General features: G+C 47.3%; 19 protein-coding genes. 5 read left to right on the top strand and 14 right to left on the bottom strand.

Annotated features, from left to right (window positions below; all coding sequences use genetic code 11):
- Nucleotides 1-133 precede the first annotated feature (133 nt).
- On the top strand, nucleotides 134-3,358 hold the full coding sequence (locus tag BN1044_RS18565) for a molybdopterin cofactor-binding domain-containing protein (protein WP_072309923.1): 3,225 nt from the start codon (nucleotides 134-136) through the stop codon (nucleotides 3,356-3,358).
- 10 nt (nucleotides 3,359-3,368) lie between these two features.
- Nucleotides 3,369-3,827, top strand: a complete 459-nt coding sequence (locus BN1044_RS18560; RefSeq protein ID WP_072309922.1) for a (2Fe-2S)-binding protein — start codon at nucleotides 3,369-3,371, stop codon at nucleotides 3,825-3,827.
- Nucleotides 3,828-4,088: 261 nt separating this feature from the next.
- On the opposite strand, the gene BN1044_RS18555 is transcribed toward BN1044_RS18560, so the two are convergent.
- The 13 genes from BN1044_RS18555 to ansB form a co-directional block, all read right to left on the bottom strand.
- The gene (locus BN1044_RS18555) at nucleotides 4,089-5,333 is read right to left on the bottom strand and encodes a winged helix-turn-helix domain-containing protein (RefSeq protein ID WP_072309921.1); all 1,245 of its coding nucleotides are present in this window, start codon (nucleotides 5,331-5,333) and stop codon (nucleotides 4,089-4,091) included.
- A gap of 137 nt (nucleotides 5,334-5,470) precedes the next feature.
- Nucleotides 5,471-5,680 carry a cold-shock protein gene (locus tag BN1044_RS18550; RefSeq protein ID WP_004095731.1) on the bottom strand — a complete coding sequence of 70 codons (210 nt, stop codon included), beginning with the start codon at nucleotides 5,678-5,680 and terminating at the stop codon, nucleotides 5,471-5,473.
- A 206-nt stretch (nucleotides 5,681-5,886) separates the two neighbouring features.
- Nucleotides 5,887-6,096, bottom strand: coding sequence for a transcription antiterminator/RNA stability regulator CspE (cspE, locus tag BN1044_RS18545; protein WP_004095733.1), 210 nt, complete (start codon nucleotides 6,094-6,096; stop codon nucleotides 5,887-5,889).
- 319 nt (nucleotides 6,097-6,415) lie between these two features.
- Nucleotides 6,416-7,402, bottom strand: a complete 987-nt coding sequence (gene lpxK, locus BN1044_RS18540) for a tetraacyldisaccharide 4'-kinase (protein WP_072309920.1) — start codon at nucleotides 7,400-7,402, stop codon at nucleotides 6,416-6,418.
- On the bottom strand, nucleotides 7,399-9,147 hold the full coding sequence (gene msbA, locus BN1044_RS18535) for a lipid A ABC transporter ATP-binding protein/permease MsbA (protein ID WP_072309919.1): 1,749 nt from the start codon (nucleotides 9,145-9,147) through the stop codon (nucleotides 7,399-7,401). Before msbA ends, lpxK begins: the two co-directional genes overlap by 4 nt.
- A gap of 36 nt (nucleotides 9,148-9,183) precedes the next feature.
- Nucleotides 9,184-11,400 carry a DNA internalization-related competence protein ComEC/Rec2 gene (locus BN1044_RS18530; protein ID WP_254663939.1) on the bottom strand — a complete coding sequence of 739 codons (2,217 nt, stop codon included), beginning with the start codon at nucleotides 11,398-11,400 and terminating at the stop codon, nucleotides 9,184-9,186.
- A gap of 303 nt (nucleotides 11,401-11,703) precedes the next feature.
- Complete coding sequence (gene ihfB, locus BN1044_RS18525; protein ID WP_004095742.1) at nucleotides 11,704-11,988, bottom strand: integration host factor subunit beta; 285 nt, start codon at nucleotides 11,986-11,988, stop codon at nucleotides 11,704-11,706.
- Nucleotides 11,989-12,073: 85 nt separating this feature from the next.
- Nucleotides 12,074-13,750, bottom strand: a complete 1,677-nt coding sequence (rpsA, locus tag BN1044_RS18520) for a 30S ribosomal protein S1 (RefSeq protein ID WP_072309917.1) — start codon at nucleotides 13,748-13,750, stop codon at nucleotides 12,074-12,076.
- 221 nt (nucleotides 13,751-13,971) lie between these two features.
- Complete coding sequence (cmk, locus tag BN1044_RS18515; protein WP_025800967.1) at nucleotides 13,972-14,661, bottom strand: (d)CMP kinase; 690 nt, start codon at nucleotides 14,659-14,661, stop codon at nucleotides 13,972-13,974.
- A gap of 350 nt (nucleotides 14,662-15,011) precedes the next feature.
- Entirely contained in the window at nucleotides 15,012-16,292 is a 1,281-nt protein-coding gene (gene aroA / locus BN1044_RS18510) for a 3-phosphoshikimate 1-carboxyvinyltransferase (protein ID WP_072309916.1), read from the bottom strand.
- Between the two features lie 153 nt (nucleotides 16,293-16,445).
- Complete coding sequence (gene serC, locus BN1044_RS18505; protein WP_072309915.1) at nucleotides 16,446-17,534, bottom strand: 3-phosphoserine/phosphohydroxythreonine transaminase; 1,089 nt, start codon at nucleotides 17,532-17,534, stop codon at nucleotides 16,446-16,448.
- A 275-nt stretch (nucleotides 17,535-17,809) separates the two neighbouring features.
- Nucleotides 17,810-18,502 (bottom strand): DUF421 domain-containing protein, encoded by a 693-nt coding sequence (locus BN1044_RS18500; protein WP_072309914.1) that lies wholly within the window; start codon nucleotides 18,500-18,502, stop codon nucleotides 17,810-17,812.
- A 91-nt stretch (nucleotides 18,503-18,593) separates the two neighbouring features.
- Nucleotides 18,594-19,640 carry an L-asparaginase 2 gene (ansB, locus tag BN1044_RS18495; protein ID WP_072309913.1) on the bottom strand — a complete coding sequence of 349 codons (1,047 nt, stop codon included), beginning with the start codon at nucleotides 19,638-19,640 and terminating at the stop codon, nucleotides 18,594-18,596.
- A 143-nt stretch (nucleotides 19,641-19,783) separates the two neighbouring features.
- On the opposite strand from ansB, the gene ycaO reads away from it, so the two are divergent.
- From ycaO to pflB, 3 genes are all read left to right on the top strand, one after another.
- A complete protein-coding gene (ycaO, locus tag BN1044_RS18490; RefSeq protein WP_072309912.1) occupies nucleotides 19,784-21,544 on the top strand; it encodes a 30S ribosomal protein S12 methylthiotransferase accessory factor YcaO in 1,761 nt (586 codons plus the stop codon).
- 518 nt (nucleotides 21,545-22,062) lie between these two features.
- Nucleotides 22,063-22,920 carry a formate transporter FocA gene (gene focA / locus BN1044_RS18485; protein ID WP_072309911.1) on the top strand — a complete coding sequence of 286 codons (858 nt, stop codon included), beginning with the start codon at nucleotides 22,063-22,065 and terminating at the stop codon, nucleotides 22,918-22,920.
- A gap of 61 nt (nucleotides 22,921-22,981) precedes the next feature.
- Nucleotides 22,982-25,264: a formate C-acetyltransferase gene (gene pflB, locus BN1044_RS18480; RefSeq protein WP_072309910.1), complete on the top strand. Its 2,283-nt coding sequence runs from the start codon at nucleotides 22,982-22,984 to the stop codon at nucleotides 25,262-25,264.
- Between the two features lie 712 nt (nucleotides 25,265-25,976).
- On the opposite strand, the gene BN1044_RS18475 is transcribed toward pflB, so the two are convergent.
- Nucleotides 25,977-26,752: Ig-like domain-containing protein (locus BN1044_RS18475; protein ID WP_217492955.1), on the bottom strand; the 776-nt coding region annotated here is incomplete at its 5' end.

Raw genomic sequence — 26,752 nt, 5'->3', positions numbered from 1 at the left:
CAGCCATGGATAGCGTCGAGCATTTACCCCTCAAACTCGCCACTTTTCATTACTTTTAATCACTGTTAACTCTGATGGCCAGCCATAACAATCTGGTTCGTAATAGCGTTACGTAATACGTAAGGAGATACCCATGAGTGCGCCTAGCACCTCATCATCAATCCGTCGCGTCGATGGACTGGCAAAAGTCACTGGAACAGCCGTCTACGGCAATGACATAACCCTACCCGGAATGTTGTATGGCGTGTGTCGCTATGCCGATATTGCCGCTGGAAGAATTGATAACCTCGATCTTAGTGAAGCACTAGCGGTGCCAGGCGTTGTCAAGATCGCAACGTATCAAGATATCCCCGGCGAACCCGTCGTTGGCATCATGGTGAAAGACTACCTTCCTATTATTAAAGATGAAGTCGTTTTTCACGGTGATGTAATTGCGGTTATTGCCGCAGAAACCTACGAAGCCGCCTGTCTGGCAGCAGATAAAATTCATATTTCTTATACACCTTACGCGCCCATTACCGACGTTGAGCATGCGCTAAAACCCGACGCGCGGCTTATTCATCCGGAGAAAGGGGATAATATCGCGGCGCATCATCACACGATTAAAGGCGACATCTCAGCGGGATTTTCGGCCAGCGCACATATTCTTGAGCGCGAATATGAAGTCGGTTTTCAAGAGCATGCTTACATTGAACCTGAAGTGGTGCTCACTTGGCTCGATCCCACTGAGCGCCATTTGATTATCTCTGGTTCCATTCAAAACCCACACCGCGTACGTAGCTTTGTCGCTAGATTCATGGGCTGCCCGCAGGGGCATATCAACATTAAACGCGCGGTGATGGGCGGCTCATTTGGCGGTAAAGACGATATTATCGATCATCTTGCCTGTCGCTCTGCGCTACTGACAACGCTAACCGGTAGGCCGGTCAAATTTTGTTATACCCGCGAACATTCTATTTTAGAAAGTTGTAAGCGACATCCCTATAAAATGAAATATAAGGTTGGACTGGATGAATCTGGCCAGATCTTAGCCATGAAGGTCGATATCCTCGCCGACAGTGGAGGGTATGCGGCTTCAACGCCTTTCGTTACCTGGCGAAGCTCAGTTCAGGCTGCGGGGCCTTATCGTATCCCCAATATTCGCATCGACGTGACCGGCGTATACACCAACAACAGCTACACCTCTGCCATGCGAGGCTTTGGCTCACCGCAGGTGGTATATGCCAACGAATCATTAATGGACGAAATCGCCGAGTATTTAAAGATATCTCCCGTCGAAATTCGTCAAATTAACGCATTAAAACAAGGTGATGCTTCGATCACCGGACAAGTTTTTGACAAACATACCGTATCCGCCCTTGAGGTTTTAAGCAAAGCAGTCACCTCAGCTGAATTTGATAGCAAGCGCCAGCATTATGCTCAACTCAATCAACAAGGTGGCGTTTATCGCTATGGCATCGGTCTCGCCCTCAGCTACCGCGGGTGCTCTATTGGCGCCGAAGGTGTCGATACGTCAACCGCGCTGGTGCAGGTTAACGAAGACGGCAGCGTGAATATTGCCACTTCCGTATCCGAAAATGGCCAAGGGCTACAGACAACGATGTCGCTCATCGCCGCAGAGGCTTTTGGCATTCCACTATCCGAAATAATGTTTAGCGAGCCACCGACCTCAGTGATTGGTGATGGTGGCTCTACTGCCGCCACACGCGGAACACTCGTTGGCGGCGGCGCGATCCTTGATGCGGCGGTTAAAATTAAACAACGTATTTTAGGCGTTGTGTGCGACGTGCTGGGCACGAAAGAATTAGATAATACGCTGTGGCAAAACGGGTTTATCAGCAACAAAAATAACCCATCACAAACGATAGATTTCAAAACCGCCGTCAACAAAACCAAATGGGCAAGCGTGAGCCTGACCGAATATGGCTGGTTTGTACCACCGCCAATTCACTGGGACGAGGAAAAAGGAACCGGCAGCCCCTACTTCACGTGGGTTTATGGCTGTCAAATTGCCGAGGTGCGCGTCAACACCAGCACAGGGAAAACGGATCTTCTTCACGTTACGGCAGCACACGATGTGGGCCATATTATTAATCCTGTGGGTTTCAATGGGCAGGTCAGCGGCGGAATAGCTCAGGGATTTGGCTATGCGCTACTCGAAGATTTCAACATTGAAAACGGACAGGTAAAATCAGAAAACTTCGATACCTATCTACTACCAACTATTAAAGATATCCCTGAAATCACCATTATTGGTGTAGAAAACCCCGATCAGGCAGGCCCTCTCGGCGCTAAAGGTATCGGTGAACCCGCCACTGAGTTAGCCGCAGCGGCTATTAACAACGCCCTTAGCTTCGCCTTGAACGCTCGCTTCAACAAGCTACCGCTCACCCTTGAGCAGGTTATTTTAGGTTATAACCTCAAAAAACCAGCTCGGCAAAGCGAGTTAATGGTTGAAGCCGATAACAAAAAACAGGTTTTACGTTTAACCGATGTCACGGTGACAAGAGCCAAAACGGTACCAGAAGCCTTAACGTTGCTTGCTCAGGATAACGTTAGCATTATTGCTGGCGGCACCGATGTCATTGTTCAAGGGCGATTGCAGACCAAGGCCATGAACCTCATTGATATATCGCGCATACCTGAACTGACGCAAATTACCGAAGATAACGGAGCTGTCGTCATTGGCGCCGCGGTAACATTTAACCGTATCGTCGAACACGAATTGGTTAGAGAGCGTTATCCCCTGCTCGCTCAAGCGTGTAAAACGGTTGGCTCAAACCAAATTCGTAACCGTGCAACTATCGGCGGCAATATGGTTAACGCTGCGCCCTGCGGCGACTCACTACCGCCCTCAATTATCTATGATGCCCAAATTGAGCTGCAATCGCTTGATGGCGCACGGCGCATGCCGCTGTGCGAATTCTTACAGTCGGGATATAAAACACAGCGTAAGCCTAATGAACTGATGACAAAGGTCATATTGCCACCGCCACCAAACCCAAGGCCACACGCTTTCTATCACCAATTGGGGCGCCGAAATGCGCTGAACATTACCCGCCAGAGCTTAACCTGTCTGATTTCTTGCGATCCCGATGGCACAGTGAACTATTGCCGTTTAGTCGATGGGGCGCTGTTTAGTAAACCGCAGCGACTTCTCGATATCGAACGCTGTTTACTGGGCCACCGACTCACACAGGAAACAATCGATCTCGCCTGCCAGTTGTTAGAAAAGCTGATTTATGCCGCTATTGGCAAACGCTGGTCAGCTGCCTATAAACAACCTGTGTTTATTAATATGTTCCGCGACATGATGGTGGAAGCCGCTGGTTCTCTCTATCAATCAGAGCTGGCATAAGGAGTTGATGATGAGCAATATCAAAGTGAAGGTAAACGGCAAACTGATTGATGCGCAGGTGACAGGGCAAATGCGCTTGCTAGATTTCGTACGAGATAAATTAAGCTTAACGGCAACAAAGGAAGGGTGTGCCGTTGGTGAGTGCGGCGCTTGCACCGTTATCATGGATGGAAACGCAGTTTGCTCGTGTTTGGTTTTAGCTGAACAATGCGATGGTGCCGACATTACCACGCTCGAAGGGCTACGTGATGATCCGATAACCAAAAAACTTCAAAATGCGTTTATTGAGCATGGCGGCGTGCAGTGCGGCTTCTGTACCCCTGGCGTTCTTGTTAGCACATCGGCATTACTGGCCAAGCACCCTAACCCCAGCGATGAGCAACTCATGGATGCACTTGAAGGTAATATTTGCCGCTGTACGGGTTATCAACCGATTATCCAGTCAATTCATGCCGCGCTGAAAGACTAAAGATCGTCTTGATGTGCCAAAGTAAAAATCGGCCTAGTGCCGATTTTTACTTTTATTAACATTAAACACTCATAAACAAAACATGTTGCAGTTGGTTTTGCAGAGGAGTAAATTACCTAACGTGATGTATATCACAATTTCCTGCAAAAACTAGAAAGTAAGATACATATGAAACTGCTGCATAAAATCATCGCAATGTTCGCCAACTACAGTAACTAATTGGCCGAAGGGCAATGGAAACGACCATTGCCCTTTTTGCATTTAAGCCTGTGTAGATACCCCATCCAGCAACCAACCGTCCCCCCAAAAATACCGCCAATCATCGGGCTGATACTGAATTTTAACTTCGGTCGCCTGCTGCCAAGCGGCAAAAAGAGTAATAGCAGCTTTCAGCTCAGCCCTCTTTTTCTCCGTAAACCGTACACCTTTTTCTTGATGACACGATTTCAGCTCCAGCACCTTTTCTTTGCGATGCATTTTGGCATCGATCCGACCAACTAGAGCGCCACGCTGAAGTATCGGTAGCGAAAAGTAGCCAAAGTTTCTTTTAGCTTCAGGGGTATAGCATTCTAAGCGGTAGTCAAAACCAAATAATTCAGATGCACGCTTTCGGTCCCATACAACAGGATCAAAAGGAGAAAGCAGCGTAGTATGCGTCGCTTTTATTTCATTGTTTTGTGCCTTTGCTAATAAATGCGCAAGGCTATGATGAATATAGTAGAGCTCTTGGGTTTCCCTTTGCCGTACCCCAATAATCTCTTGGCTGTCCAACATGTTATGTATCATCTTTTTGGTATCAATTTTCTTAAGACGATAATAATCAGCTAGCCACTGCGCTTTAAATACGCCTAGGCTGCGAGCACTGTTTGCCATCATTTGTTGTTGAGCAAGCGCTGAGCTAATACTGTTTGCATCATCATTCCACTCTGGAATGACACGTTCAGGCAAGTCGTATACGCGGTGAAAATTAATTCGCTCTTTCACCATCAACTGGCCACAGGAAAATAGCGTTTCCAAATGTCGTTTCTCTGGTTTCCACTCCCACCAGCCGCTGGTTTTTCTATTCTTTGCACTAAAATCAGTAGCTTTAACAGGCCCATTGTGGCGGATATGAGTGAGCAGTTTGCTAATGTCGTCATGATGTTTCTGATGCCACTCAGGGGAATACTTCCATCCCATATTTTCCGGGGCCATCATCTGTGGACGAACCAGCCGATAATCCTCTTTTGGGATAAAACATGCCTCATGCGCCCAATATTCAAAGATATCACCGTTGCGTAAAGCTTCATCTAGCCACCGCTCTGAATACAAACCCAGACGTGAAAACAACACCAGATAGGGACTACGAGCGACAACGTTGATTGTATCAATCTGTAGCAGACTCATTTGGCGTATACACGCAATCACATCAAGGGGCGTTGCTTTGTGCCTGCGCGGTTTATCTAAACCTTGAGCATGAAGATGAAGGTTTCTAAGCGCACTTAAGGATAGGGATATTTCAGCCATCGTAGCCAGACGAACCTCATGATGAGAAAGCCGGAGAGATGATTATACGCGAAGCTTATCGAGTTGCAGCAGGGAAGGGAAAACAGTTCAGCCAGCGTGAAGATGCGTAGGGAATAACGCTGGCTGATACGATGTCATCAGTAGGCGATGACGTCTTCTGCGGTGAGACCGCGACTACCTAGGTAAGTTGAAAATTCAACGCGCTGACCTTCTGTCAGTAATTTTTTGCGTGAATTAGCAATGCCTGAACGATTAACGTAGATATCATTTCCACCATCCAGTGGAGAGATAATACCGAAGCCTTCAGACTGGCTATACCATTTTACGAGACCCATTTTCAGTGTCATATTTTTTTACCTTATATTTACATCCCTCTAAATTCTAGTTCAGATTAGGATGTGTAGCTCATATTCAAGTTATCGTTAAGAACCTCTTCGAGCGGATTATTAAAAACAAAAGCCCGCCAATGGCGGGCTTTCTGGTCTTGTTACTGACTCCGCAGAACGCGCTGCGATAACGATCAGTTCAGTATCAAAACAAGTTCTCTGTAATCTTACAGAGCAACAACATTCGCAGCAGCCGGCCCGCGCGGGCTGTCCTGAATGGTGTATTCTACACGCTGGCCTTCGGCCAGAGTTTTGAAACCTTCGCTAGCGATAGCAGAGAAATGTACGAATACATCTTTACCGCCGTCGTGCTGTTCGATGAAACCGAAGCCTTTGCTTTCGTTAAACCATTTTACCTGACCGGTCTTCTTAGTCATTTGTATTACCTTTATAACTGATATCACTTAAAAATTTGCCCTAAGGCGTAGAGGCCTAGCTCAGAAGATTACTTATGGATGGCACTAAGAAGATGGTTCGTCTAACAAGCGGAATCGGAAGATAACGTCTTAAGGAGGAACTGCTTTATCTCATGTCGTGCATAAATAGGTCTATATCACAGGCCGCAGTCATTTACTCATAAAGGTGATTGATGAGCAAGTTTTTCTTTTAAAAAAATGACGCTACGGAAGTATTTAAACGTAAAACTATATGCATTCGAAGATAACAGAAGCTGATTCATTTATTATCATTTGAAAATTAAGGATTAATTTTAATCAAGCTCGTAATTTTTGCTAACAATTCATTCCCTTGTTCAGCCGGAATTTCTGCATTAACTGGCAGATACCACCAATTAGGTTGAGCAAATTTGCGACATTTTACCGCGTCTTTTTCAGTCATTAACAACGGCTGCCCTTTCGGTGTCAACGCACTTAATGTCTTCAGATCATATTCTTGGTGATCGGCAAACGCGACTGTGTTGACTACTTGCGTACCCAATTGGCTCAGCGTGGCAAAAAAGCGAGGAGGATGCCCTATTCCCGCCATTGCAACAGCCGGAGCTAAACCATCGGCAGCACAGCGTTCACCAGTATGTATATTCACTAAAATACGTCCAGCCAGCGTCATGGGTATTTCGCCAACGGCAGCCTTCCCACCATTAGTGATAACCGCATCTACGCGACGCAAACGCCCTACTCTCTCTCGCATAGGCCCTGCAGGTAACCACCAACCATTGCCAAAGCGACGAACGCCATCCACAACAACCAGCTCAACATCACGCGCAAGCGCGTAATGCTGTAGGCCGTCATCGGTGATGATGACGTCTACTGTAGCATGCTGAAGTAAAGCTTTTACTGCATCGCTACGCTTAGGCGCAACGGCAACTGAAGCCCCCGTTCGCTGATAGATGAGAACAGGTTCGTCTCCCGCTTGCGCCGTTGACGTTTCACTATTCAATAATAGAGGGTAATGATCCGAGCGCCCACCATAGCCACGCGACACGACACCCACGCGAAAACCACGGGTCTGTAACTGTTCAACCAACCAAATAACCACGGGGGTTTTACCGTTGCCACCCGCAGTTAAGTTACCGACCACAACAACTGGGCAAGGTGCTTTCCAGCTTTTTAACCAGCCTATGCGATAAAATAATTGGCGGATACCGCTCACTAAGCCATACAGCCAAGAGAGCGGTAACAGGAGCAGGTATAAAGGCGATTGCCCAGACCAGATGCGCTCAATCATTGCCCGAATTGCAACCTATGCAACTGAGCATACGCCCCATTCTTCGCCAATAGCGTTGCATGATCGCCACGCTCGGCGATATACCCATCTTCAACCACGATAATTTCATCGGCTTTTTCGATAGTTGATAAGCGGTGAGCAATAACCAACGAAGTACGGTTTTTCTGTAATTCATCTAGCGCGGACTGAATCGCACGTTCAGACTCGGTATCTAGTGCGGATGTAGCTTCATCCAAAATAAGAACCGGACTATCGCGCAGCAACGCACGAGCAATAGCGATACGCTGGCGCTGCCCACCCGACAGCAATACGCCGTTTTCGCCAATGACGGTGTCTAAACCGTTGTCCATTTTATCAATGAAGTCCATCGCATATGCCATACGAGCTGCTTCTTCGATTTGCTCACGGGTATAAACTTCATTACGTGCATAGGCGATATTGTTCGCAATGGTATCGTTGAAGAGGTGAACATTTTGCGAAACCAAGCCAACCTGATTACGTAGAGAACTCAGCGTATATTCACGTAGGTCATGCCCATCCAGCAGGATCTCGCCCTCTTGGATGTCATAAAAACGCGTCAACAGATTTGCAATCGTTGATTTGCCGGAACCTGAACGCCCAACGAGGGCCACGGTTTTATTGGCAGGAATTTTAAAGCTCACGTTTTTCAGCGCAGGGGCGCCTTTATTGTTATAGCTGAAAGTAACATCACGGAACTCAACATCACCTTTAGCACGTTTAACTTCCAGCTTACCGGTGTCTTTTTCCTGTTCGAGATCCAAAATCGCAAACAGCGTTTGACATGCCGCCATACCGCGTTGGAACTTAGCGTTGACGTTAGTCAAGGACTTCAGTGGACGCATTAATGCAATCATCGAAGAGAACACTACGGTAATTGTACCAGCAGACAGTGTATCCATTACCGATGGGATGCTTGCTGCATACAGCACGAAAGCAAGGGCAAAGGAGGCAATCAACTGAATAATGGGATCTGAAACAGAAGACGCAGCGACCATCTTCATATTCTGCTGACGCATCCAGTTACTGGTTTTGTCAAAACGCTTGCTCTCAACTTCCTGCCCACCAAAGATCAGTACTTCTTTATGACCTTTTAGCATCTGTTCCGCGCTAGTGGTCAGTGTGCCCATTGTGTTTTGCATATTCTTACTGATGTTACGAAAACGCTTTGACACCATGCGAATCGCGATTGAAACCACAGGAGCAATAACAATCAGAATCAGAGAGAGCTGCCAGCTGTAATAAAACATCATACAGAACAATGCAATAATTGAAGCACCTTCACGCACAACCGTAATCAATGCATCCGATGACGAAGAGGCAACCTGCTCAGAGTCATAGGTGATTCGTGATAGCAGCGTACCAGTCGACTGTTGGTCAAAGAAGGAAACCGGCATTCCCATCATATGACTGAACAAGCGACGACGCATATTCATTACCACCTTGCCGGCCACCCAAGAGACGCAATAGCTGGAGATGAAACCAGAAATCCCGCGTACGATCATCAATCCAATAACGACGAATGGCATCCATTTCAGAATATCGGACCCTGTCTTGCCAAAACCATCATCCAATAATGGCTTTAACAAGGAGAGCATGTAGGCATCGCTACCCGCGTTAATTACGAGTGCGACTGACGCAACAATCAGTCCTGCCTTGAAAGGAGAGATCGATGGCCATAAGCGACGAAATGTTTGCCAGGTCGAAAGATCTTTGTCATTCAGCATTTAGTTAACCAGCTTAGGATGAAATAGCGGATCATTTTACTCATTATGACTCCTTACGCCAAACCAACCGTGATACCAACGTGGATTTAATTGCGTTTTTAGTTCACTTATTCGCCAATTATCTGTTTTTGCCGTCATTATGACCTCTCCAGCATGTGCTGTATCATGCCAATGAATACTTTGATTGCGATAACGCGCAGTCACTTTAGGTGAAGGAAAATGCCACGGAGAAAATCGAGCCGAGGAACTTATCGCTTCTTTTGGCTCAACCGTACGCAGTAAAAGGCTACTCGACGAGGTATTGCTGCCATGATGTGGCACCTGCAAAAGATCGGCTTTAAGCTGCTTTTTCCATCGCTGTACCAGTTGAGTTTCCGCTTCAGTTTCAATATCGCCAGTGAGCAGAATTTTACGCGCCCCCACTACAACCATGACGACACAAGAGTCATTATTTTTCGGGACAGCAATCTGACGAGGTGGCCAAAGCACGGTAAAACGCACGCCTTGCCAGACCCAATCGCTGCCAATATGGCAGGAAAAATCGCGAGGATCTGGGCTTCGCACCCAAGCGAGTGGAAACGCATGACTGAGAGAATACCGCCCACCGCTATGGTCTGAGTCGCTATGGCTAATAACCATGCCATCCAGCACCAACCCATGCCACCGCAAGTAAGGAATAATTTCACTGGTGGCAATATCTCCGCCGTCCCATTTATTACCCACATCATACAAAATTGCATTACCGCGACGTTCGATAAGCACCGCCAGCCCGTGCCCGACATCCAGCATATGAACGCGCAGGTCACCATCATCACTTTTTTTAGCACCGAATATCCAAAGATAACACGCGGCTTGAACAGCACACCAAAGCGGCAGCCCTGCTTTAGAAAAAGAAAAGTTAATAACAAACAGGGTCAAGAGACTCAAGCTTATCCAGAGCCCGCCAGTGCTAATATCTGCCCAGAACGAGGGCCCGCTAGATAATCCCCATTGCATCATATCTAGCAGATATCCTGCCGCGTGCCATGCACCTAACGGGTCGTTCCACCAACAGGAACCAATGCCCACTAAAATCAGCGGTACAACAAGATAAGTCACCAAAGGCACGGAAAAAAAATTGGCCCACAGCGCACTCCCGCTAATGCCATGAAACAAATAAATTTGTACGGGCATCAGGCACACAGCGATACCAAATTGCAGATGTAATAACCTGAGCCAAAATAATCGCTTTTGTATTTGTAATGATGAGGGCAATGGCGCAAGCCAATACCAAAACAGAAGGCTTGAAACTGCAATAACAGATAGCCAAAAGCTGTCAGACAGCAACACAAGTGGATCCCAAACCACCATGAGACAGACCACATTCAGCAGATATTTCTTGGGGGGGATAAATTTTCCCCAAACGCCATAACCAGCGATAAGTATCATCGCAACGCCAACCCGAATGGCTGGAGGATTGGCGCCTGCAAGCCATACATAACCCCAGCCAACACCCATCATCATTGCCATTGGAAAATAGGGATTAATCCAACGGAGAGGAAAACATAGCTGTATCGCCCTTGCAGCACACCAGCCCAGCATCGCCGCCAAAGCGATATGCAGCCCCGAAATGGCGAGCAAATGAGACAAACCATTTAAGCGAAAAAGTGAATTCTGCTCACGCGTGAGCAGCGCTCTTTCACCAAAAGCCAATGCGACGAGAATGGGTTTAGATGATGAGTCCGGTATCGCTTTTATCGATCTGCTTATAATATGTTGTCGCCAATCACACCCACTAGACAAACGTTGATAAGCCGTCGGCATGCCTTGCAAAACGGCATGATGACTCACTGATGTTCGTTGTGCATCGTACCCACCCAGGTTAAGACGCCCATGAACGGGCCGCAGGGCAACGGTTAGCGCCCACCGTTGCCCTGCACAAAATGGATAACGCTCTGAGTTCCAATATAAGGTGATATTGAATCTATCTTTCACATTTTGGCTATTAACCTTAGAAACGCGGAACATTACCTTATCCTGTGGCGAAACGACGCCAAGCGTTACGCTAACGACGTCTCCCGTTATTTTGACGGTCCGAGAAATATCATCGTCCAAAGGTGCTAATACACTCTCCGCACAAATAATCCCCCATGCCAGTCCCAGCATAACAAATGCGATTTTTCGTAAACGCCCAGAGCAAACATAGAAAAACACCAGAGCAACAGACAAGACCCCATAGGCTACATATTTAGCGGGCAAGCTCGGCAGAAACATTAACGGCAAGCAACCTAACGCAACACAATGAATATGCTCATCCCATGTCATTCTCACCTGTGATACCTCTCACTGAGCAGATACAGAATGTTGACTTAACTCAGTGGAAGCAAAAACTGGCTATATCGAATAATGCATAAGAGATTGAAAGGAATCGTAGCAACAGCGTTCAGCTCAACTTTTTATTGCGAACAGCATCGCTAGTTTTAGCAGGAGAAGATTAAAAACAAGGAGGATACATGGATGAATTTTAGATATGAAAACGGCACCCGAAGGTGCCGTTTTAGACTCTAAGCAGGTTGCTTAAGCGTAGATGTTCGCCCGGTCACGTAGTTCTTTGCCAGGTTTAAAATGGGGAACGTATTTACCTTCCAGTTCCACTTTATCGCCAGTTTTAGGATTACGACCGACGCGAGGCGCACGGTAGTGAAGTGAAAAACTGCCGAATCCACGGATCTCAATGCGTTCACCGTCAGCAAGCGTTGTTGCCATATGCTCAAGCATTTCTTTCACTGCATCCTCAACCGCCTTTGCAGGCAGATGTGGTTGCTGGCTAGCAAGTCTTTCAATAAGTTCGGACTTGGTCATATTTCCTCCAAGCTATTTCCCCTCATTGGGGAACGCACTTTGCAGCTTAACTACCGTTACAGGGCGGCCGAAACCGCCCTCATCATTATTCGCCTTTAGCTGCTTTAAATGCTTCAGCCATAGCGTTAGAGAAGTTTGGTGCATCTTCCTGCTTGTTGTTAACAACAGCAATTGCATCTTTCTCATCAGCTTCGTCTTTAGCACGTACAGACAGGCTTACAACGCGATTCTTGCGGTCTACGCCAGTGAATTTAGCTTCAACTTCGTCGCCTACGCTCAGAACCAGAGTGGCATCTTCAACGCGGTCACGGGAAGCTTCAGAAGCACGCAGATAGCCTTCTACGCCATCAGCTAATTCAACTGTAGCACCTTTAGCGTCAACTGCAGTTACTTTACCAGTAACAATTACACCTTTCTTATTCATAGAGATGTAGTTGTTGAATGGATCTTCTGCCAGTTGTTTAACGCCAAGGGAGATACGCTCGCGCTCTGCATCAACCTGCAGAACAACTGCTGCGATTTCGTCGCCTTTCTTGTATTCACGTACTGCTTCTTCGCCTGCAACGTTCCAGGAGATGTCAGACAGGTGAACCAGGCCATCGATGCCACCGTCCAGGCCGATGAAGATACCGAAGTCAGTGATAGACTTGATTTTACCTTCAACGCGGTCGCCCTTGTTGTGGGTTTCTGCGAACAGCTGCCATGGGTTAGATTTACACTGCTTCAGACCCAAGGAGATACGACGACGTTCTTCGTCGATATCCAGAACCATAACTTCCACAACATCACCAACGTTAACAACTTTGGATGGGTGGATGTTTTTGTTGGTCCAATCCATTTCGGAAACGTGAACCAGACCTTCAACGCCTTCTTCGATTTCTACGAAGCAGCCGTAATCAGTCAGGTTAGTCACGCGACCAGTCAGTTTGGTACCTTCTGGATAACGCTTAGCAATAGCTACCCATGGATCTTCGCCCAGCTGTTTCAGGCCCAGAGATACACGAGTACGTTCGCGGTCGAACTTCAGCACTTTAACAGTGATTTCGTCGCCCACATTCACGATTTCGCTTGGGTGCTTAACGCGTTTCCAAGCCATATCAGTGATGTGCAGCAGGCCGTCAACACCGCCCAGATCAACGAATGCGCCGTAGTCAGTCAGGTTCTTAACGATACCCTTAACTTCCATACCTTCTTGCAGGTTTTCCAGCAGCTGATCGCGTTCTGCGCTGTTCTCAGATTCGATAACGGCACGACGAGAAACAACAACGTTGTTGCGTTTCTGGTCCAGCTTAATGACTTTAAACTCAAGCTCTTTGCCTTCGAGGTGCAGAGTGTCACGTACCGGACGAACGTCTACCAGAGAACCTGGCAGGAATGCACGGATACCGTTCAGCTCGACAGTGAAGCCACCCTTAACTTTACCGTTGATAACGCCGGTAACAGTTGCAGCTTCTTCGTAAGCTTTTTCCAACGTGATCCAAGCTTCATGACGCTTAGCTTTCTCACGGGACAGCTGAGTTTCACCGAAGCCGTCTTCAACTGCATCCAGAGCAACATCAACTTCGTCGCCTACCTGAATTTCCAGTTCGCCCTGTGCGTTTTTGAACTGTTCTGCTGGAATTGCAGACTCAGATTTCAGACCAGCGTCAACCAGTACGATATCTTTGTCGATAGCAACAACAACGCCACGAACGATGGAACCCGGGCGGGTTTCGATTGTTTTTAAGGATTCTTCAAAGAGTTGAGCAAAAGATTCAGTCATATTGATAATCTTCAGGGTTCTTTATTTTAACGTCCATCAGGCATCCTGCTAGATGGGGTTGTTTAACATGCCCCGCGACAATCCATAGCGGCAGGGAGGGTAATATTATACATCGTTCAGCAATATTAGCTGAACAAATTTATCAATAACAACAATAGCCATAATGTAGTTTAACATTATGGCTATCGGCTTATCCTTAACGGTAAGCTTTCCTTTCCACCCTACTCGGCAGAAAGTTGTAATGTCTGCTTGGCATAAGCCAGTGCTTTTTCAATCACTTGTTCAATCGACATCTGGGTTGAATCCAGCATGAGCGCGTCCTGCGCAGGAACAAGCGGAGCCACTGAACGATTACGATCGCGATAGTCGCGTTCTTTTATTTCGTCCAAAAGGCGTTCAAAGTTAACACTAAAGCCCTTCTCCTGCAACTGAAGCATGCGTCTACGCGCACGCTCTTCTGAGCTCGCGTCGAGAAAAATCTTAACCGGCGCATCTGGGAAAACCACGGTGCCCATATCACGGCCATCGGCGATGAGACCGGGAAATTCACGGAACGCACGCTGACGACGCAATAACGCTTCTCTTACACGCGGAAATGCGGCGGCCTGAGAGGCGGTGCTGCCCACAGATTCCGTTCGAATTTCATTGCTCACATCTTCGCCTTCAAGGATGACTTGTAACTGCCCATCCTGTGCGACGAAACGAACGTCAAGATGTGCAGCCAATGGCACCAAGGCCTCTTCTGACGTGATATCGACCTGGTGATGCAACGCAGCCAGGGCAAGAACGCGATAAATCGCGCCGGAGTCTAAAAGACACCAGCCCAAAGATTCAGCCAACGCTTTACACAAAGTCCCTTTACCCGCACCACTCGGCCCGTCAACGGTAATTACCGGAGCTATTGCCGTCATTTTTCTCTCCTTTCTGGGGGAAACAACTGCCCGCATAGACTCTGTCTACGAAGACTTGGGTGTGCTCTGCTATGGCGAGACGATATATTTGCATCTAGGCAGAATGACCATAGCAGGACACACACATCGAACGGCGCGCATTATACGCCGATCAACGACTCACTGTTACCCTCAGCGATGCTGGTTGCTGGAAAAACTCGCACCCACTAACAAACGCTGGTTCCATAGTTTAGGCGAAAGCGATGTAACGAGACGCGAAAAAATCCTAGCTAATCGGTTGCGGAAGCTTTATGTGGCAATGTACAAAAAAGAAAGGGCCTACAGTAAGTAGACCCTTTTTAGGATTTGGACTACTGGCTTAACCGAGCGAACTGCTGGAAATAATCTGGGAAGGTTTTCGCCGTACACTTAGGATCGAGGATCGTTACCGGCGTATCCGACAACGCGACCAATGAGAAGCACATCGCCATGCGATGATCGTTATAGGTACCAATCTCAGCGGCTTTCAAATGTGCGGGAGGCACAACGCGAATAAAATCTTCGCCCTCTTCAACTTCAGCGCCCACTTTGCGCAACTCAGTGGCCATCGCGGATAGGCGGTCGGTCTCTTTTACACGCCAGTTATAGATGTTACGGATAGTGGTTGGCGCATCGGCAAACAACGCGGTGGTGGCAATGGTCATGGCCGCATCGGGAATATGGTTCATATCCATATCAATGCCATGCAGTTCACCGCGAGAGCATTCAATAAAATCATCACCCCAAGTGATTTTTGCGCCCATTTCTTCCAGAACATCAGCGAAACGAATATCACCTTGCACACTATTTTTGCCAATTCCGGTCACACGTACAGTGCCGCCTTTAATCGCAGCCGCGGCGAGGAAATAGGATGCAGAAGACGCATCCCCTTCAACGAGATAGTTACCCGGAGAAATATAGTGTTGCCCACCAGCAATACGGAAAACCTGATAATTATCGTTCTCAACGCTAACGCCAAAACTGTGCATCAACGCCAGCGTAATATCGATATAGGGTTTCGAAACTAAATCCCCTTTAATGGAGATAACGGTATCTCGCGTGGCCAGCGGTGCCATCATCAATAACGCAGTCAAAAACTGGCTGGAGACCGAACCATCAACCTCAATGTCGCCGCCGGTATACCCACCGCGCAGGCGCAGAGGTGGATAGTTTTCTTGTTCCAGATAATCGATCTGGGCTCCACCTTGACGCAACGCGTCAACCAGATGCCCAATCGGACGCTCTTTCATACGCGGCTCGCCGGTGAGGATCACATCCCCATCACCCAAACATAACGCGGCTGCAAGTGGGCGCATGGCCGTTCCTGCGTTACCTAAAAATAGTTCAAGCGCGCTTTGCGCTTTTAGGGCACCCGCGTTGCCCGTAATTTCGCAACGGGTATGCCCATCGGATAATTGGAAATGAATGCCCAGTTGCTTTAACGCAGTTAGCATATGGCGAACATCATCGCTATCAAGCAAGTTATGTAAACATGTTGTTCCACTCGCAAGAGCCGAGAGCAGTAACGCACGGTTAGATACGCTCTTGGAACCCGGTAAATTTATTTCACCAGAAAAATGTGCAATAGGTTGTAAAATCAGGGAATCCTGCATCAAATTCACTCCAAATATTCAGTTAATGCAGCGAATCCCGTCACTGCAAATAAATCATTACATTGTTGTACCGTTTTTCGTGACGGCTGTCATCTTTCTTATACACAAACAAAAAACCCCGGCATGCCGGGGTTTAAAACCGATTCAGCCTAATTATCCATGACGGCGTTCAAAATCAGCCATAAAGTCGGTCAGCGCTTTAACACCTTCAATCGACATCGCATTATAAATCGACGCTCTCATTCCCCCCGCCACGCGGTGGCCTTTCAAAGCGACTAAGCCAATGGCCTTCGCTTCCTGTAAGAACAACGGGTCTAATGCAGGATTTGCCATCTGGAACGGCACGTTCATACGTGAACGATTTTGTAATGCCACGCCATTACGATAAAAATCACTGCGATCGATAGCGCTATAAAGAAGGTCAGCTTTAGCTTTATTGCGTTTTTCCATCTCAATCAGGCCGCCCTGCTCTTTCAGCCATTTGAATACCATGCCTGAGAGATACCATGCAAAAGTCGGTGGTGTGTTGAACATAGAATCGTTTTCAGCCAAAACGGTGTAATCGAGAATCGATGGTAGTTCTTGGCGAGCTTTGCCCAGCAAATCTTCACGCACAATAACCACGGTGATCCCCGCGGGACCGATGTTTTTTTGCGCTCCGGCATAAATCACGCCATAGCGGCTAACATCAATTGGGCGAGAAAGAATGGTGGAAGAGAGATCGGCAACAACGATTTTATCGCCAAAATCAGGCTCTTCATCGATGGCAATGCCATCAATGGTTTCGTTTGGGCAATAATGCACATAGGCAGCATTGTCGCTCAGCGTCCAATCACGCATCGGCTTGATCGCTTGGAGGCCATTATCGTCGGTGGTCTTAATATCAACAACATTCGGCGTGCAGTATTTCTGTGCTTCATTAATAGCGCTATGTGCCCAGTAACCACCGTCCATATAATCAGCTGAGTTGCTATCGCCCAGCAGATTTAACGGAACCGCGGCAAATTGCGCACGCGCACCGCCGTGGCAGAATAAGATTTTATAGTTATCAGGAACTTTCAGCAGAGAACGCAAATCTTGTTCAGCCTGCGCCGCGACCTGCATAAACTCTTTACCGCGGTGGCTGATTTCCATGACCGAAGTACCCAGGCCATTCCAGTTACACAGTTCTTGTTCAGCACGACGCAATACTTCTACCGGCATCATTGCTGGGCCAGCACTAAAATTGTACACCTGTGTCATTTCGCCTCACCGCTTTCGTTACGTTTAGTCAATTGTTTACATGTCGGCAAAACCCTAGACATGAGGATTATCAGCCCACATTAATATCGAATTTATTCACATCTGATTTACTTTATCATTTGGTTTTATCATTCACGCGCTCAGGCTGCAACGGTTATTGGTGACTGTCCCCAATGCGCTGAACTCTGCGCCACCAGGCTACTATAGGCGTTTTAAAAATAAAGTCCTGTATCAAGGCGGGAGCAAAAAACTTTCATACTTTTTTGTATTTATTTTCAGTTTACCCGACTGTTATTTTTGGCCTCTACCCAGCATTGATTTCCACAGCGCGGGCAGACCGGCGAACACCCCGCAGCTTGATGTTCAATCAAGCTGCATTCGCTGCACGCGTATGTGCCTATATCTAAAATCTTATCTACTTTTTTAATGCAGCTGTTTGGCAACACAGGAAGTCCGTATCGAACGCTGTCGTTATCAAAAAAGTAGACGCTGATAGAACCATTAACTTCCAGAATGGCCAACCGCACTTGTCCCAAGTGTTCAACGCCCTCTTGCCTCAACTCCATAAAAAATTCATCGTGAGTAATATTTTCGCGGTTTAAGGTTTCCCAGATAAACGTACCGTCACGGATAATGACCAACGGTTTACCTTCCATCCAAGTCTGAATTCTTTCACTTTTAGACATCAAGAACGTTGAAAAACGATAAAGCAGCATGATGCAAATAAAGACGGTAAAAACCGGCAGCATAGGGACATCGTCATAAAACGCTACATCACCCGCCGCAGATCCTAACGTTAAGATGACCACCACTTCAAACAGCGACATTTGCCGCACGCCGCGGCGCCCCGTCATTTTGAGAAAGATAAATACCAAAAAGAATGTAAATAAGCAGCGCACCGCAACTTCCGCAAGAAAATCTGGCGGCACCTTATCGAAGGCCATACGTTTCAAATCAAAGGATTGCATCGGAATGGATGTCCATTTGCCTTAAGTGATGAATATAGCTTAGTCGGCAAAAGACAAAGGGGAGCCGGAACGCTCCCCTTTTAGGTAGAACTTAGTACTGGTTAAACATCTGCTGGATCTGTTTTGGATCTTTAGTTTGTGTCAGAGCTAATTGAAGCAAGATGCGTGCTTTTTGTGGATTGAGCGTGCCTGATGCTACAAAACCATATTTCACGTCATCAATTTCAGCGTCTTCCGTGGTTGACCCAGAAGGAACGCGTGATGAACGCACCACGGCTACGCCGTTATGTGCCGCAGTAGCTAAAGTATCGAAAATCGATTTGTACAGATTGCCGTTGCCAACCCCTGCACTCACAATCCCTTGATAGCCTGCTTCAAGCAGCGCCTTAGCTGGCAGATCCGACGCGTTGGCGTAGTTGTACACGATGCCAACTTTCGGCAATGAGGTTAACTTACTCACGTCAAATGGCGTTTGCGTGGTGTGTTTACGCTCAGGCGAACGCTGGTAGTCAACTTTGCCATTATGAATGTATCCCAATGGGCCGTAGTTAACCGCTTGGAATGTCTGTACACCGGTGGTGTTCGTTTTGGTCACATCACGACCATCCAGCACCGTATCGTTCATCGCAACCAAAACACCGCGTTTGGCAGAAGCCGGATCTGCGGCGGTCACAACGGCGTTATACAGGTTGAAGGGGCCATCGGCGCTCATGGCGGTTGATGGGCGCATCGCGCCAACCATCACCACAGGTTTGTCGCATTTTACGGTTAAATCGAGGAAGTAAGCCGTCTCTTCCATGGTATCCGTGCCGTGGGTAATCACGAAGCCATCGGTTTTATTGCAATCAGCGTTGATTTTTTTGGCAAGTTTCAGCCACACATCGTCATTCATATCCTGCGAACCGATGCTGACTACCTGCTCACCTTTGATGTTTGCGATATCTTTAAGCTGAGGCACCGCATCAACCAAAGACTCTACGCCCACTTTCCCGGCGGTATAATTTGATTTTGTTGCTGAGTCACCGCCCCCGGCGATAGTGCCGCCCGTTGCCAAAATGGTGATATTAGGCAACGCAAAAGCCGCGCCGCTAAACCCTGAAACCAACAGCGCCAGCAAACTTACTTTAACCAACTTCATTCGATTTCTCCTATTAGATAACTGCATGAATTATCTTTTATATCCATAAAAAAAATGTGACATTCCCTATGGATATGGAATTCATGGAGGAATAGGCTAAAAAAACGTATCATGCCGTTTTTTGCAGCTAACAAGTGACTCAAATGACGCAGACCTATATTCCCGGCAAAGATGCCGCGCTGGAAGATTCTATTGCACGCTTCCAACAGCAATTGACCGACCTTGGGTTCAATATTGAAGAAGCCTCTTGGCTAAACCCTGTTCCGCATGTTTGGTCTGTACACATCCGCGACCGTGATTGCCCGCTTTGTTTTACCAACGGCAAAGGCGCTAGCAAAAAAGCCGCGCTGGCCTCGGCGTTAGGTGAATATTTTGAGCGCTTGTCGACTAACTATTTCTTCGCTGATTTCTACCTTGGCCGTGAAATTGCGCAAGGGGACTTCGTCCACTATCCAAATGAGAAGTGGTTCCCTGTTCCCGCCGACGACAGCCTGCCTGAAGGCATCTTAGATGAGCGTTTGCATGCGTTTTACAATCCAGAAGGTGATGTAGGCGCGCAGGATCTTATCGATCTGCAATCCGGCAACGTCGATCGCGGCATCTGCGCGCTGCCGTTTACCCGCCAGTCCGATCAGCAAACTGTTTATATTCCAATGAACATCATTGGCAACCTGTACGTTTCAAACGGCATGTCTGCGGGCAACACGCGCAACGAAGCCCGCGTGCAAGGTTTGTCTGAAGTTTTCGAACGCTACGTGAAAAACCGTATCATCGCGGAATCTATCAGCCTGCCAGAGATCCCTGCCGACATTTTAAACCGCTATCCAGAAGTGGTTGAAGCGATTGCAAAACTAGAACAGGAAGGCTTCCCTATTCTGTCCTACGATGCTTCACTCGGGGGACAATATCCGGTTATCTGCGTTGTGCTGTTTAACCCAGCCAACGGCACCTGTTTTGCCTCTTTCGGCGCCCACCCTGACTTTGGCGTGGCTTTAGAACGTACGGTAACAGAGCTGCTGCAAGGCCGAAGCCTGAAAGATCTCGACGTCTTCACCGCACCGACCTTCGATGACGAAGAAGTCGGCGAGCATGCCAACCTTGAAACTCACTTCATCGATTCTAGCGGTTTGATTTCTTGGGATATGTTCAAGCAAGACGCCGATTATGCCTTTGCCGATTGGTCGTTTAAAGGTACCACCGAAGAAGAGTTCAGCACGTTGATGAGCATCTTCGAACAAGAAGATAAAGAAGTTTACATCGCGGATTATGAACACCTTGATGTCTATGCCTGCCGCATCATCGTTCCGGGTATGTCCGATATCTATCCTGCCGAAGATTTGCTCTTAGCTAATAACAGCATGGGCGCGCACTTACGCACTCAGTTACTTCAGCTGCCAGCGTCCAATCTGACGAAAGAAGAGTATTTACAGATCATCGAACAGCTCGATGACGAAGGCCTTGACGACTTCACTCGTGTGCGCGAGCTGTTAGGTATCGCAACGGGTAAAGACAACGGCTGGTATACCCTGCGTGTAGGTGAATTGAAAGCTATGCTGGCATTAGCGGGCGGCGATCTGGAGCAAGCGCTGATATGGACCGAATGGACTCAGGACTTCAATGCCTCAGTATTCAGCCCAGAACGCGCCAATTTCTATCGCTGCCTACAAACCTTGCTGCTGCTAAGCATTGAAGAAGAGCGCGACCCTGCTCAGTACTACCATGCGTTCAGCCGCATGTATGGCGCCGAAACGCTTGAAGCCGCTTCGGCAATTATCGCTGGAGAAGAGCGTTTCTATGGTCTTCCTGCAATTGACGACGATTTGAAAGCCCTCCCTGCGCATCAAGCGCTGCTACAGGCGTATCAAAAACTTCAGGCAGCAAAACGCCGTTATTGGTCTAAATAATAGGCTTGTTGATCTAAGCGAACGTCTGCGCGCGTGCACCGGCGCAGACGTTTTTGATCAATAAACGCGCAAACCTGCCGAATCCCACCTCCAAACGCATTTATCATCACGGAAAAAATGACACAACGACTATCATAGTCGTATGTCCTTGTGCGGTAAGTTTAAAAGGTGGGCTTTTCTACTATATGTATGAATCTCTATAACCGTCATTCAGATGTAATTTAATTGTTGTATATAAGTAATGTTATTACTGACATTGAAAAATAATATCTTCAATTTGATCGAATTCTTAAGTTATTTATTTACCTTTTACACTTTCTGTTAGCGTGCTCATTCAACTTAGCGTGTAAAATTTAAAAAATATTTTTCCTTTTGAATTCAACGAGTTTATTATTTAACTTACTGTTTTTAGGGGTATTTTGGGTATGCTAGTTCTGCGCATCATGATCCAGATCAATTTTTGCCGTATACTGCTTTGTTAGTATCTCAACGCTGATTAATATTAAGAGAGAGTTAGTGTGAAAGCTGACAACCCCTTTGATCTACTACTACCAGCAGCAATGGCCAAAGTGGCCGAAGATGCTGGCGTTTATAAAGCCACTAAGCACCCGCTGAAGACTTTTTATTTAGCGATCACGGCTGGTGTCTTCATTTCTATTGCTTTCGTTTTCTACATTACCGCGACAACCGGCACTGCTGGTGTACCTTTTGGCTTTGCCAAGCTGGTTGGTGGTATCTGTTTCTCTCTTGGCCTGATGCTTGTTGTGGTTTGCGGGGCTGACCTGTTTACTTCAACCGTATTAATTGTCGTTGCCAAGGCCAGTGGGCGCATTACCTGGAGACAGTTAGGCCTCAACTGGTTAAATGTTTATGTAGGCAACCTGATTGGTGCACTTTTCTTTGTGGCACTGATGTGGTTTGCCGGCGAGCACATGACAGCGAATGGCGCGTGGGGTCTCAATGTGCTGCAAACAGCCGATCACAAATTGCATCATACGTTTGTTGAAGCCGTTTGCCTGGGGATCTTGGCCAACTTGATGGTTTGTCTTGCAGTTTGGATGAGCTATTCCGGCCGTAGCCTGATGGACAAAATGTTTGCAATGGTTTTACCGGTGGCCATGTTTGTGGCGAGCGGTTTTGAACATAGCATTGCAAATATGTTCATGATCCCATTAGGGATTGTGATTAAGAATTTCGCAGCGCCGGAGTTTTGGCAAGCCATTGGTACTGCACCAGAACAGTTCTCAAACTTGACCGTTAGCCACTTCATTACCGATAACCTGATCCCTGTCACGATCGGGAACATCATCGGCGGTGGCTTACTGGTTGGTCTGACATACTGGGTTATTTATCTGCGCGGTGGCGATAAGCACTAATTATGTGCTTTACCACAGCGCCGGGTTTACAAAGAAATCCACACTAGAAGGTAGGTGTTAAATGTCCGAGCTTAATGAAAAACAAGCAGCCGCATGGGAAGGTTTCACTAAAGGCGACTGGCAGAATGAAGTCAACGTTCGTGATTTCATCCAGAAAAACTACACCCCGTACGAAGGTGACGAATCCTTCCTGGCTGGCGCTACTCAAGCGACGACCAACCTGTGGGATAAAGTCATGGACGGTATCAAAATTGAAAACCGTACCCATGCGCCGGTTGATTTCGATACCAACGTAGCTGCAACCATCACCTCTCATGATGCTGGCTACATCAGCAAAGACCTCGAACAAATCGTTGGTCTGCAAACTGATGCGCCTCTGAAACGTGCTCTGATTCCGTTCGGCGGCATCAAGATGGTTGAAGGTTCATGTAAAGTTTACGGTCGTGAGCTTGATCCAATGATCAAGAAAATCTTCACCGAATACCGTAAAACTCACAACCAGGGCGTGTTTGACGTTTACACCAAAGACATCCTGAACTGCCGTAAATCTGGTGTTCTGACTGGTCTGCCAGATGCGTATGGCCGTGGTCGTATCATCGGTGACTACCGTCGTATCGCCGTTTACGGTATCGACTTCCTGATGAAAGACAAATTCGCTCAGTTCCAATCACTGCAGACCAAACTGGAAAACGGTGAAGATCTGGAAGCGACTATTCGTCTGCGTGAAGAAATTGCTGACCAGCATCGCGCTCTGGGCCAGATCAAAGAAATGGCTGCCAAATATGGTTGCGATATCTCTGCTCCAGCTAAAAACGCAAAAGAAGCTGTACAGTGGACTTACTTCGGCTACCTGGCTGCGGTTAAATCTCAGAACGGTGCTGCAATGTCCTTCGGTCGTGTATCCAGCTTCCTGGATATCTACATCGAACGTGACCTGCAAGAAGGCAAACTGACTGAAGAAGAAGCTCAGGAACTGATTGACCATCTGGTTATGAAACTGCGTATGGTTCGTTTCCTGCGTACTCCAGAATATGATGAACTGTTCTCTGGTGACCCAATCTGGGCAACAGAATCCCTGGCTGGTATGGGTCTGGACGGTCGTACTCTGGTTACCAAAAACAGCTTCCGTTTCCTGAACACCCTGTACACCATGGGTCCATCTCCAGAGCCAAACATGACCATCCTGTGGTCTGAAAAACTGCCTCTGCCGTTCAAGAAATTTGCTGCTAAAGTTTCCATCGATACCTCATCTGTACAGTATGAGAACGATGACCTGATGCGCCCTGACTTCAACAATGATGACTACGCAATTGCTTGCTGCGTAAGCCCAATGATTGTTGGTAAACAAATGCAGTTCTTCGGTGCTCGTGCAAACTTGGCTAAAACCATGCTGTACGCAATCAACGGCGGCGTTGATGAAAAACTGAAAATGCAGGTTGGCCCGAAAGAAGCTCCAATGATGGATACCGTACTGGACTATGACAAAGTCATGGAACGTATGGATCACTTCATGGATTGGCTGGCTAAACAGTATGTCACCGCGCTGAACATCATCCATTACATGCATGACAAGTACAGCTACGAAGCATCCCTGATGGCTCTGCATGACCGTGACGTATATCGTACTATGGCATGTGGTATCGCAGGTCTGTCTGTTGCTGCTGACTCCCTGTCTGCAATCAAATATGCGAAAGTTTCTACTATTCGTGACGAAGACGGCCTGGCTGTTGACTTCGACATCGAAGGTGAATACCCGCAGTTTGGTAACAACGACCCACGCGTCGATGATATCGCTTGTGACCTGGTAGAACGTTTCATGAAGAAAATTCAGAAACTGACTACTTACCGCAACGCGGTTCCTACTCAGTCTGTTCTGACCATCACCTCTAACGTGGTTTATGGTAAGAAAACAGGTAACACCCCAGATGGTCGTCGTGCTGGCGCGCCATTCGGTCCAGGTGCTAACCCAATGCACGGCCGTGACCAGAAAGGTGCTGTTGCCTCTCTGACCTCCGTTGCTAAACTGCCGTTTGCTTATGCTAAAGATGGTATTTCTTATACCTTCTCTATCGTTCCTAACGCTCTGGGTAAAGACGACGAAGTTCGTAAAGCTAACTTGGCTGGCCTGATGGATGGTTACTTCCACCACGAAGCTAGCATCGAAGGTGGTCAACACCTGAACGTTAACGTTATGAACCGCGAAATGCTGTTAGACGCGATGGAAAATCCTGAGAAATATCCTCAGCTGACCATCCGTGTATCTGGCTACGCTGTACGCTTCAACTCTTTGACCAAAGAACAGCAGCAGGACGTAATTACTCGTACTTTCACTCAGTCCATGTAATTACCTGCCAGCTTAAAATGGCATAAAATAGAGGCTCCACTTAGGTGGGGCCTTTTTATTTTTGATAGCTCTCGCAATCTGATGCTGTAGTGTAGGCTTTACCTTCGGTGAGCCATCATCGTTAGTAGACCGCAGCGATATTCTCGCCCCCCAAGTGCATCAACAACGTAAATAGTTTGCACCGCCAGTCAATTTTGCATAGTTGGCGCAAAGCCTACGCGTAACCATTCACCACAGCTCACCGATTTAGGTGAAGCGCAACATTCACGCCAGCACTTTGCCCCCCACTTCTTCTTTGCTCAGTCAGCATGAGTTTAGCCGCTACGTGCTCGACTATCTGGTCTTTGAAAATATCTTTTGAGAGAAGCGTTTTAATCAGCTTGGGGAGGTCATGTAACTGGAGTGCTCACCGGAGAAATATACCCGCCGAGGCGTTGAGGAGGATGTTTATTGGTTCGTGCAGTCATGTACCACATGCAATTGCATGCATGTAATTGCATAAATACGGAGACGTAAATCGCCATAAAAATGCTGATTGCTATAATGCCGAAGAAATAGAGAACTATGGGTGCAGGGTTATTCTATCGCTCTGGAAATAAGTATAATCTTCAAATATTTTACATCGAATACTGAAACGCAAAGTCGCCCGAGATATTTCCTCGGGCGACTTTTTTAATTAAAAAACAACCTTGTTATTTATCAAATCGTTCTTTTAGTAAAGATAATAATTTATACCAGACACAGTATCGGATACAGATGTTGCATATACTGTTGCAGTCACACTCGTACCCATAGAAGTCCCACCAGAAGTATGGCAGGTCATTTTGCTTTCTCCATTCGCATCTGTAATTTCATTGTTGATACTGCAAACTACATACCCTCCTGGCTGGGTATAGCGAACCGTTAATCCTTGAAGTTTGTGCCCCACGGCATCGGTGACGACTGCTGTATATATGATCGGATCCTTGGCCGAGCCTCTCGCTCCATTTTGCGTTAATACCAATGACGTTGGCACCGAGCTAAAAGTCATTGTTGCTGATGAATGGCTTCCATTATTAAGTGTACCGGTGAATGTAACCACTTCAGCAACAGTATCGGTAAAGTTTACAGTTACCCATCCTGTTGTATCCGTTTTCCCTGATGGGCTGCCAAGCGTTGCAGAGCCACTTACGCTAAAAGTTACCGTCTCATTATTTACAGCTGTTCCACTTGCATCAACAACATGAACTTTTGCGACGATGTTATCAGTGATATGTGCACCGCTTGTGCTACCTGTGCCATCGCTTTTTAGGCTGACTTGATCAATCTTGAACTGTGCAGGGTCAGGGACAAAGCTACTCGGTTTAGACTGACTTGTACTGTTCACGGTGGCGGTGATGTTCACTGTTTCCGCTTTCAGGTCGGTAAACGTCACGGTAGTTTGGCCGTTGCCGTCGGTTTTGGCCGAAGTGCCCACTACCGCACTGCCATTCTGTGACCACACAACAT

Source organism: Hafnia alvei (genome assembly GCF_900095695.1).
GTDB classification, from domain to species: domain Bacteria; phylum Pseudomonadota; class Gammaproteobacteria; order Enterobacterales; family Enterobacteriaceae; genus Hafnia; species Hafnia alvei_B.
The sequence above is the reverse complement of the archived record's forward strand: the minus strand, read 5'-3'. Positions and strand labels throughout refer to the sequence as shown.

What these genes read in the sequence shown, in the direction of transcription:
- BN1044_RS18565 (WP_072309923.1), top strand. Translation starts at nt 134, where the DNA reads ATGAGTGCGCCTAGCACCTCATCATCAATCCGTCGCGTCGATGGACTG.
- BN1044_RS18560 (WP_072309922.1), top strand. Translation starts at nt 3,369, where the DNA reads ATGAGCAATATCAAAGTGAAGGTAAACGGCAAACTGATTGATGCGCAG.
- BN1044_RS18555 (WP_072309921.1), bottom strand. Translation starts at nt 5,333, where the DNA reads ATGGCTGAAATATCCCTATCCTTAAGTGCGCTTAGAAACCTTCATCTT.
- BN1044_RS18550 (WP_004095731.1), bottom strand. Translation starts at nt 5,680, where the DNA reads ATGACACTGAAAATGGGTCTCGTAAAATGGTATAGCCAGTCTGAAGGC.
- cspE (WP_004095733.1), bottom strand. Translation starts at nt 6,096, where the DNA reads ATGACTAAGAAGACCGGTCAGGTAAAATGGTTTAACGAAAGCAAAGGC.
- lpxK (WP_072309920.1), bottom strand. Translation starts at nt 7,402, where the DNA reads ATGATTGAGCGCATCTGGTCTGGGCAATCGCCTTTATACCTGCTCCTG.
- msbA (WP_072309919.1), bottom strand. Translation starts at nt 9,147, where the DNA reads ATGCTGAATGACAAAGATCTTTCGACCTGGCAAACATTTCGTCGCTTA.
- BN1044_RS18530 (WP_254663939.1), bottom strand. Translation starts at nt 11,400, where the DNA reads ATGTTTCTGCCGAGCTTGCCCGCTAAATATGTAGCCTATGGGGTCTTG.
- ihfB (WP_004095742.1), bottom strand. Translation starts at nt 11,988, where the DNA reads ATGACCAAGTCCGAACTTATTGAAAGACTTGCTAGCCAGCAACCACAT.
- rpsA (WP_072309917.1), bottom strand. Translation starts at nt 13,750, where the DNA reads ATGACTGAATCTTTTGCTCAACTCTTTGAAGAATCCTTAAAAACAATC.
- cmk (WP_025800967.1), bottom strand. Translation starts at nt 14,661, where the DNA reads ATGACGGCAATAGCTCCGGTAATTACCGTTGACGGGCCGAGTGGTGCG.
- aroA (WP_072309916.1), bottom strand. Translation starts at nt 16,292, where the DNA reads ATGCAGGATTCCCTGATTTTACAACCTATTGCACATTTTTCTGGTGAA.
- serC (WP_072309915.1), bottom strand. Translation starts at nt 17,534, where the DNA reads ATGACACAGGTGTACAATTTTAGTGCTGGCCCAGCAATGATGCCGGTA.
- BN1044_RS18500 (WP_072309914.1), bottom strand. Translation starts at nt 18,502, where the DNA reads ATGCAATCCTTTGATTTGAAACGTATGGCCTTCGATAAGGTGCCGCCA.
- ansB (WP_072309913.1), bottom strand. Translation starts at nt 19,640, where the DNA reads ATGAAGTTGGTTAAAGTAAGTTTGCTGGCGCTGTTGGTTTCAGGGTTT.
- ycaO (WP_072309912.1), top strand. Translation starts at nt 19,784, where the DNA reads ATGACGCAGACCTATATTCCCGGCAAAGATGCCGCGCTGGAAGATTCT.
- pflB (WP_072309910.1), top strand. Translation starts at nt 22,982, where the DNA reads ATGTCCGAGCTTAATGAAAAACAAGCAGCCGCATGGGAAGGTTTCACT.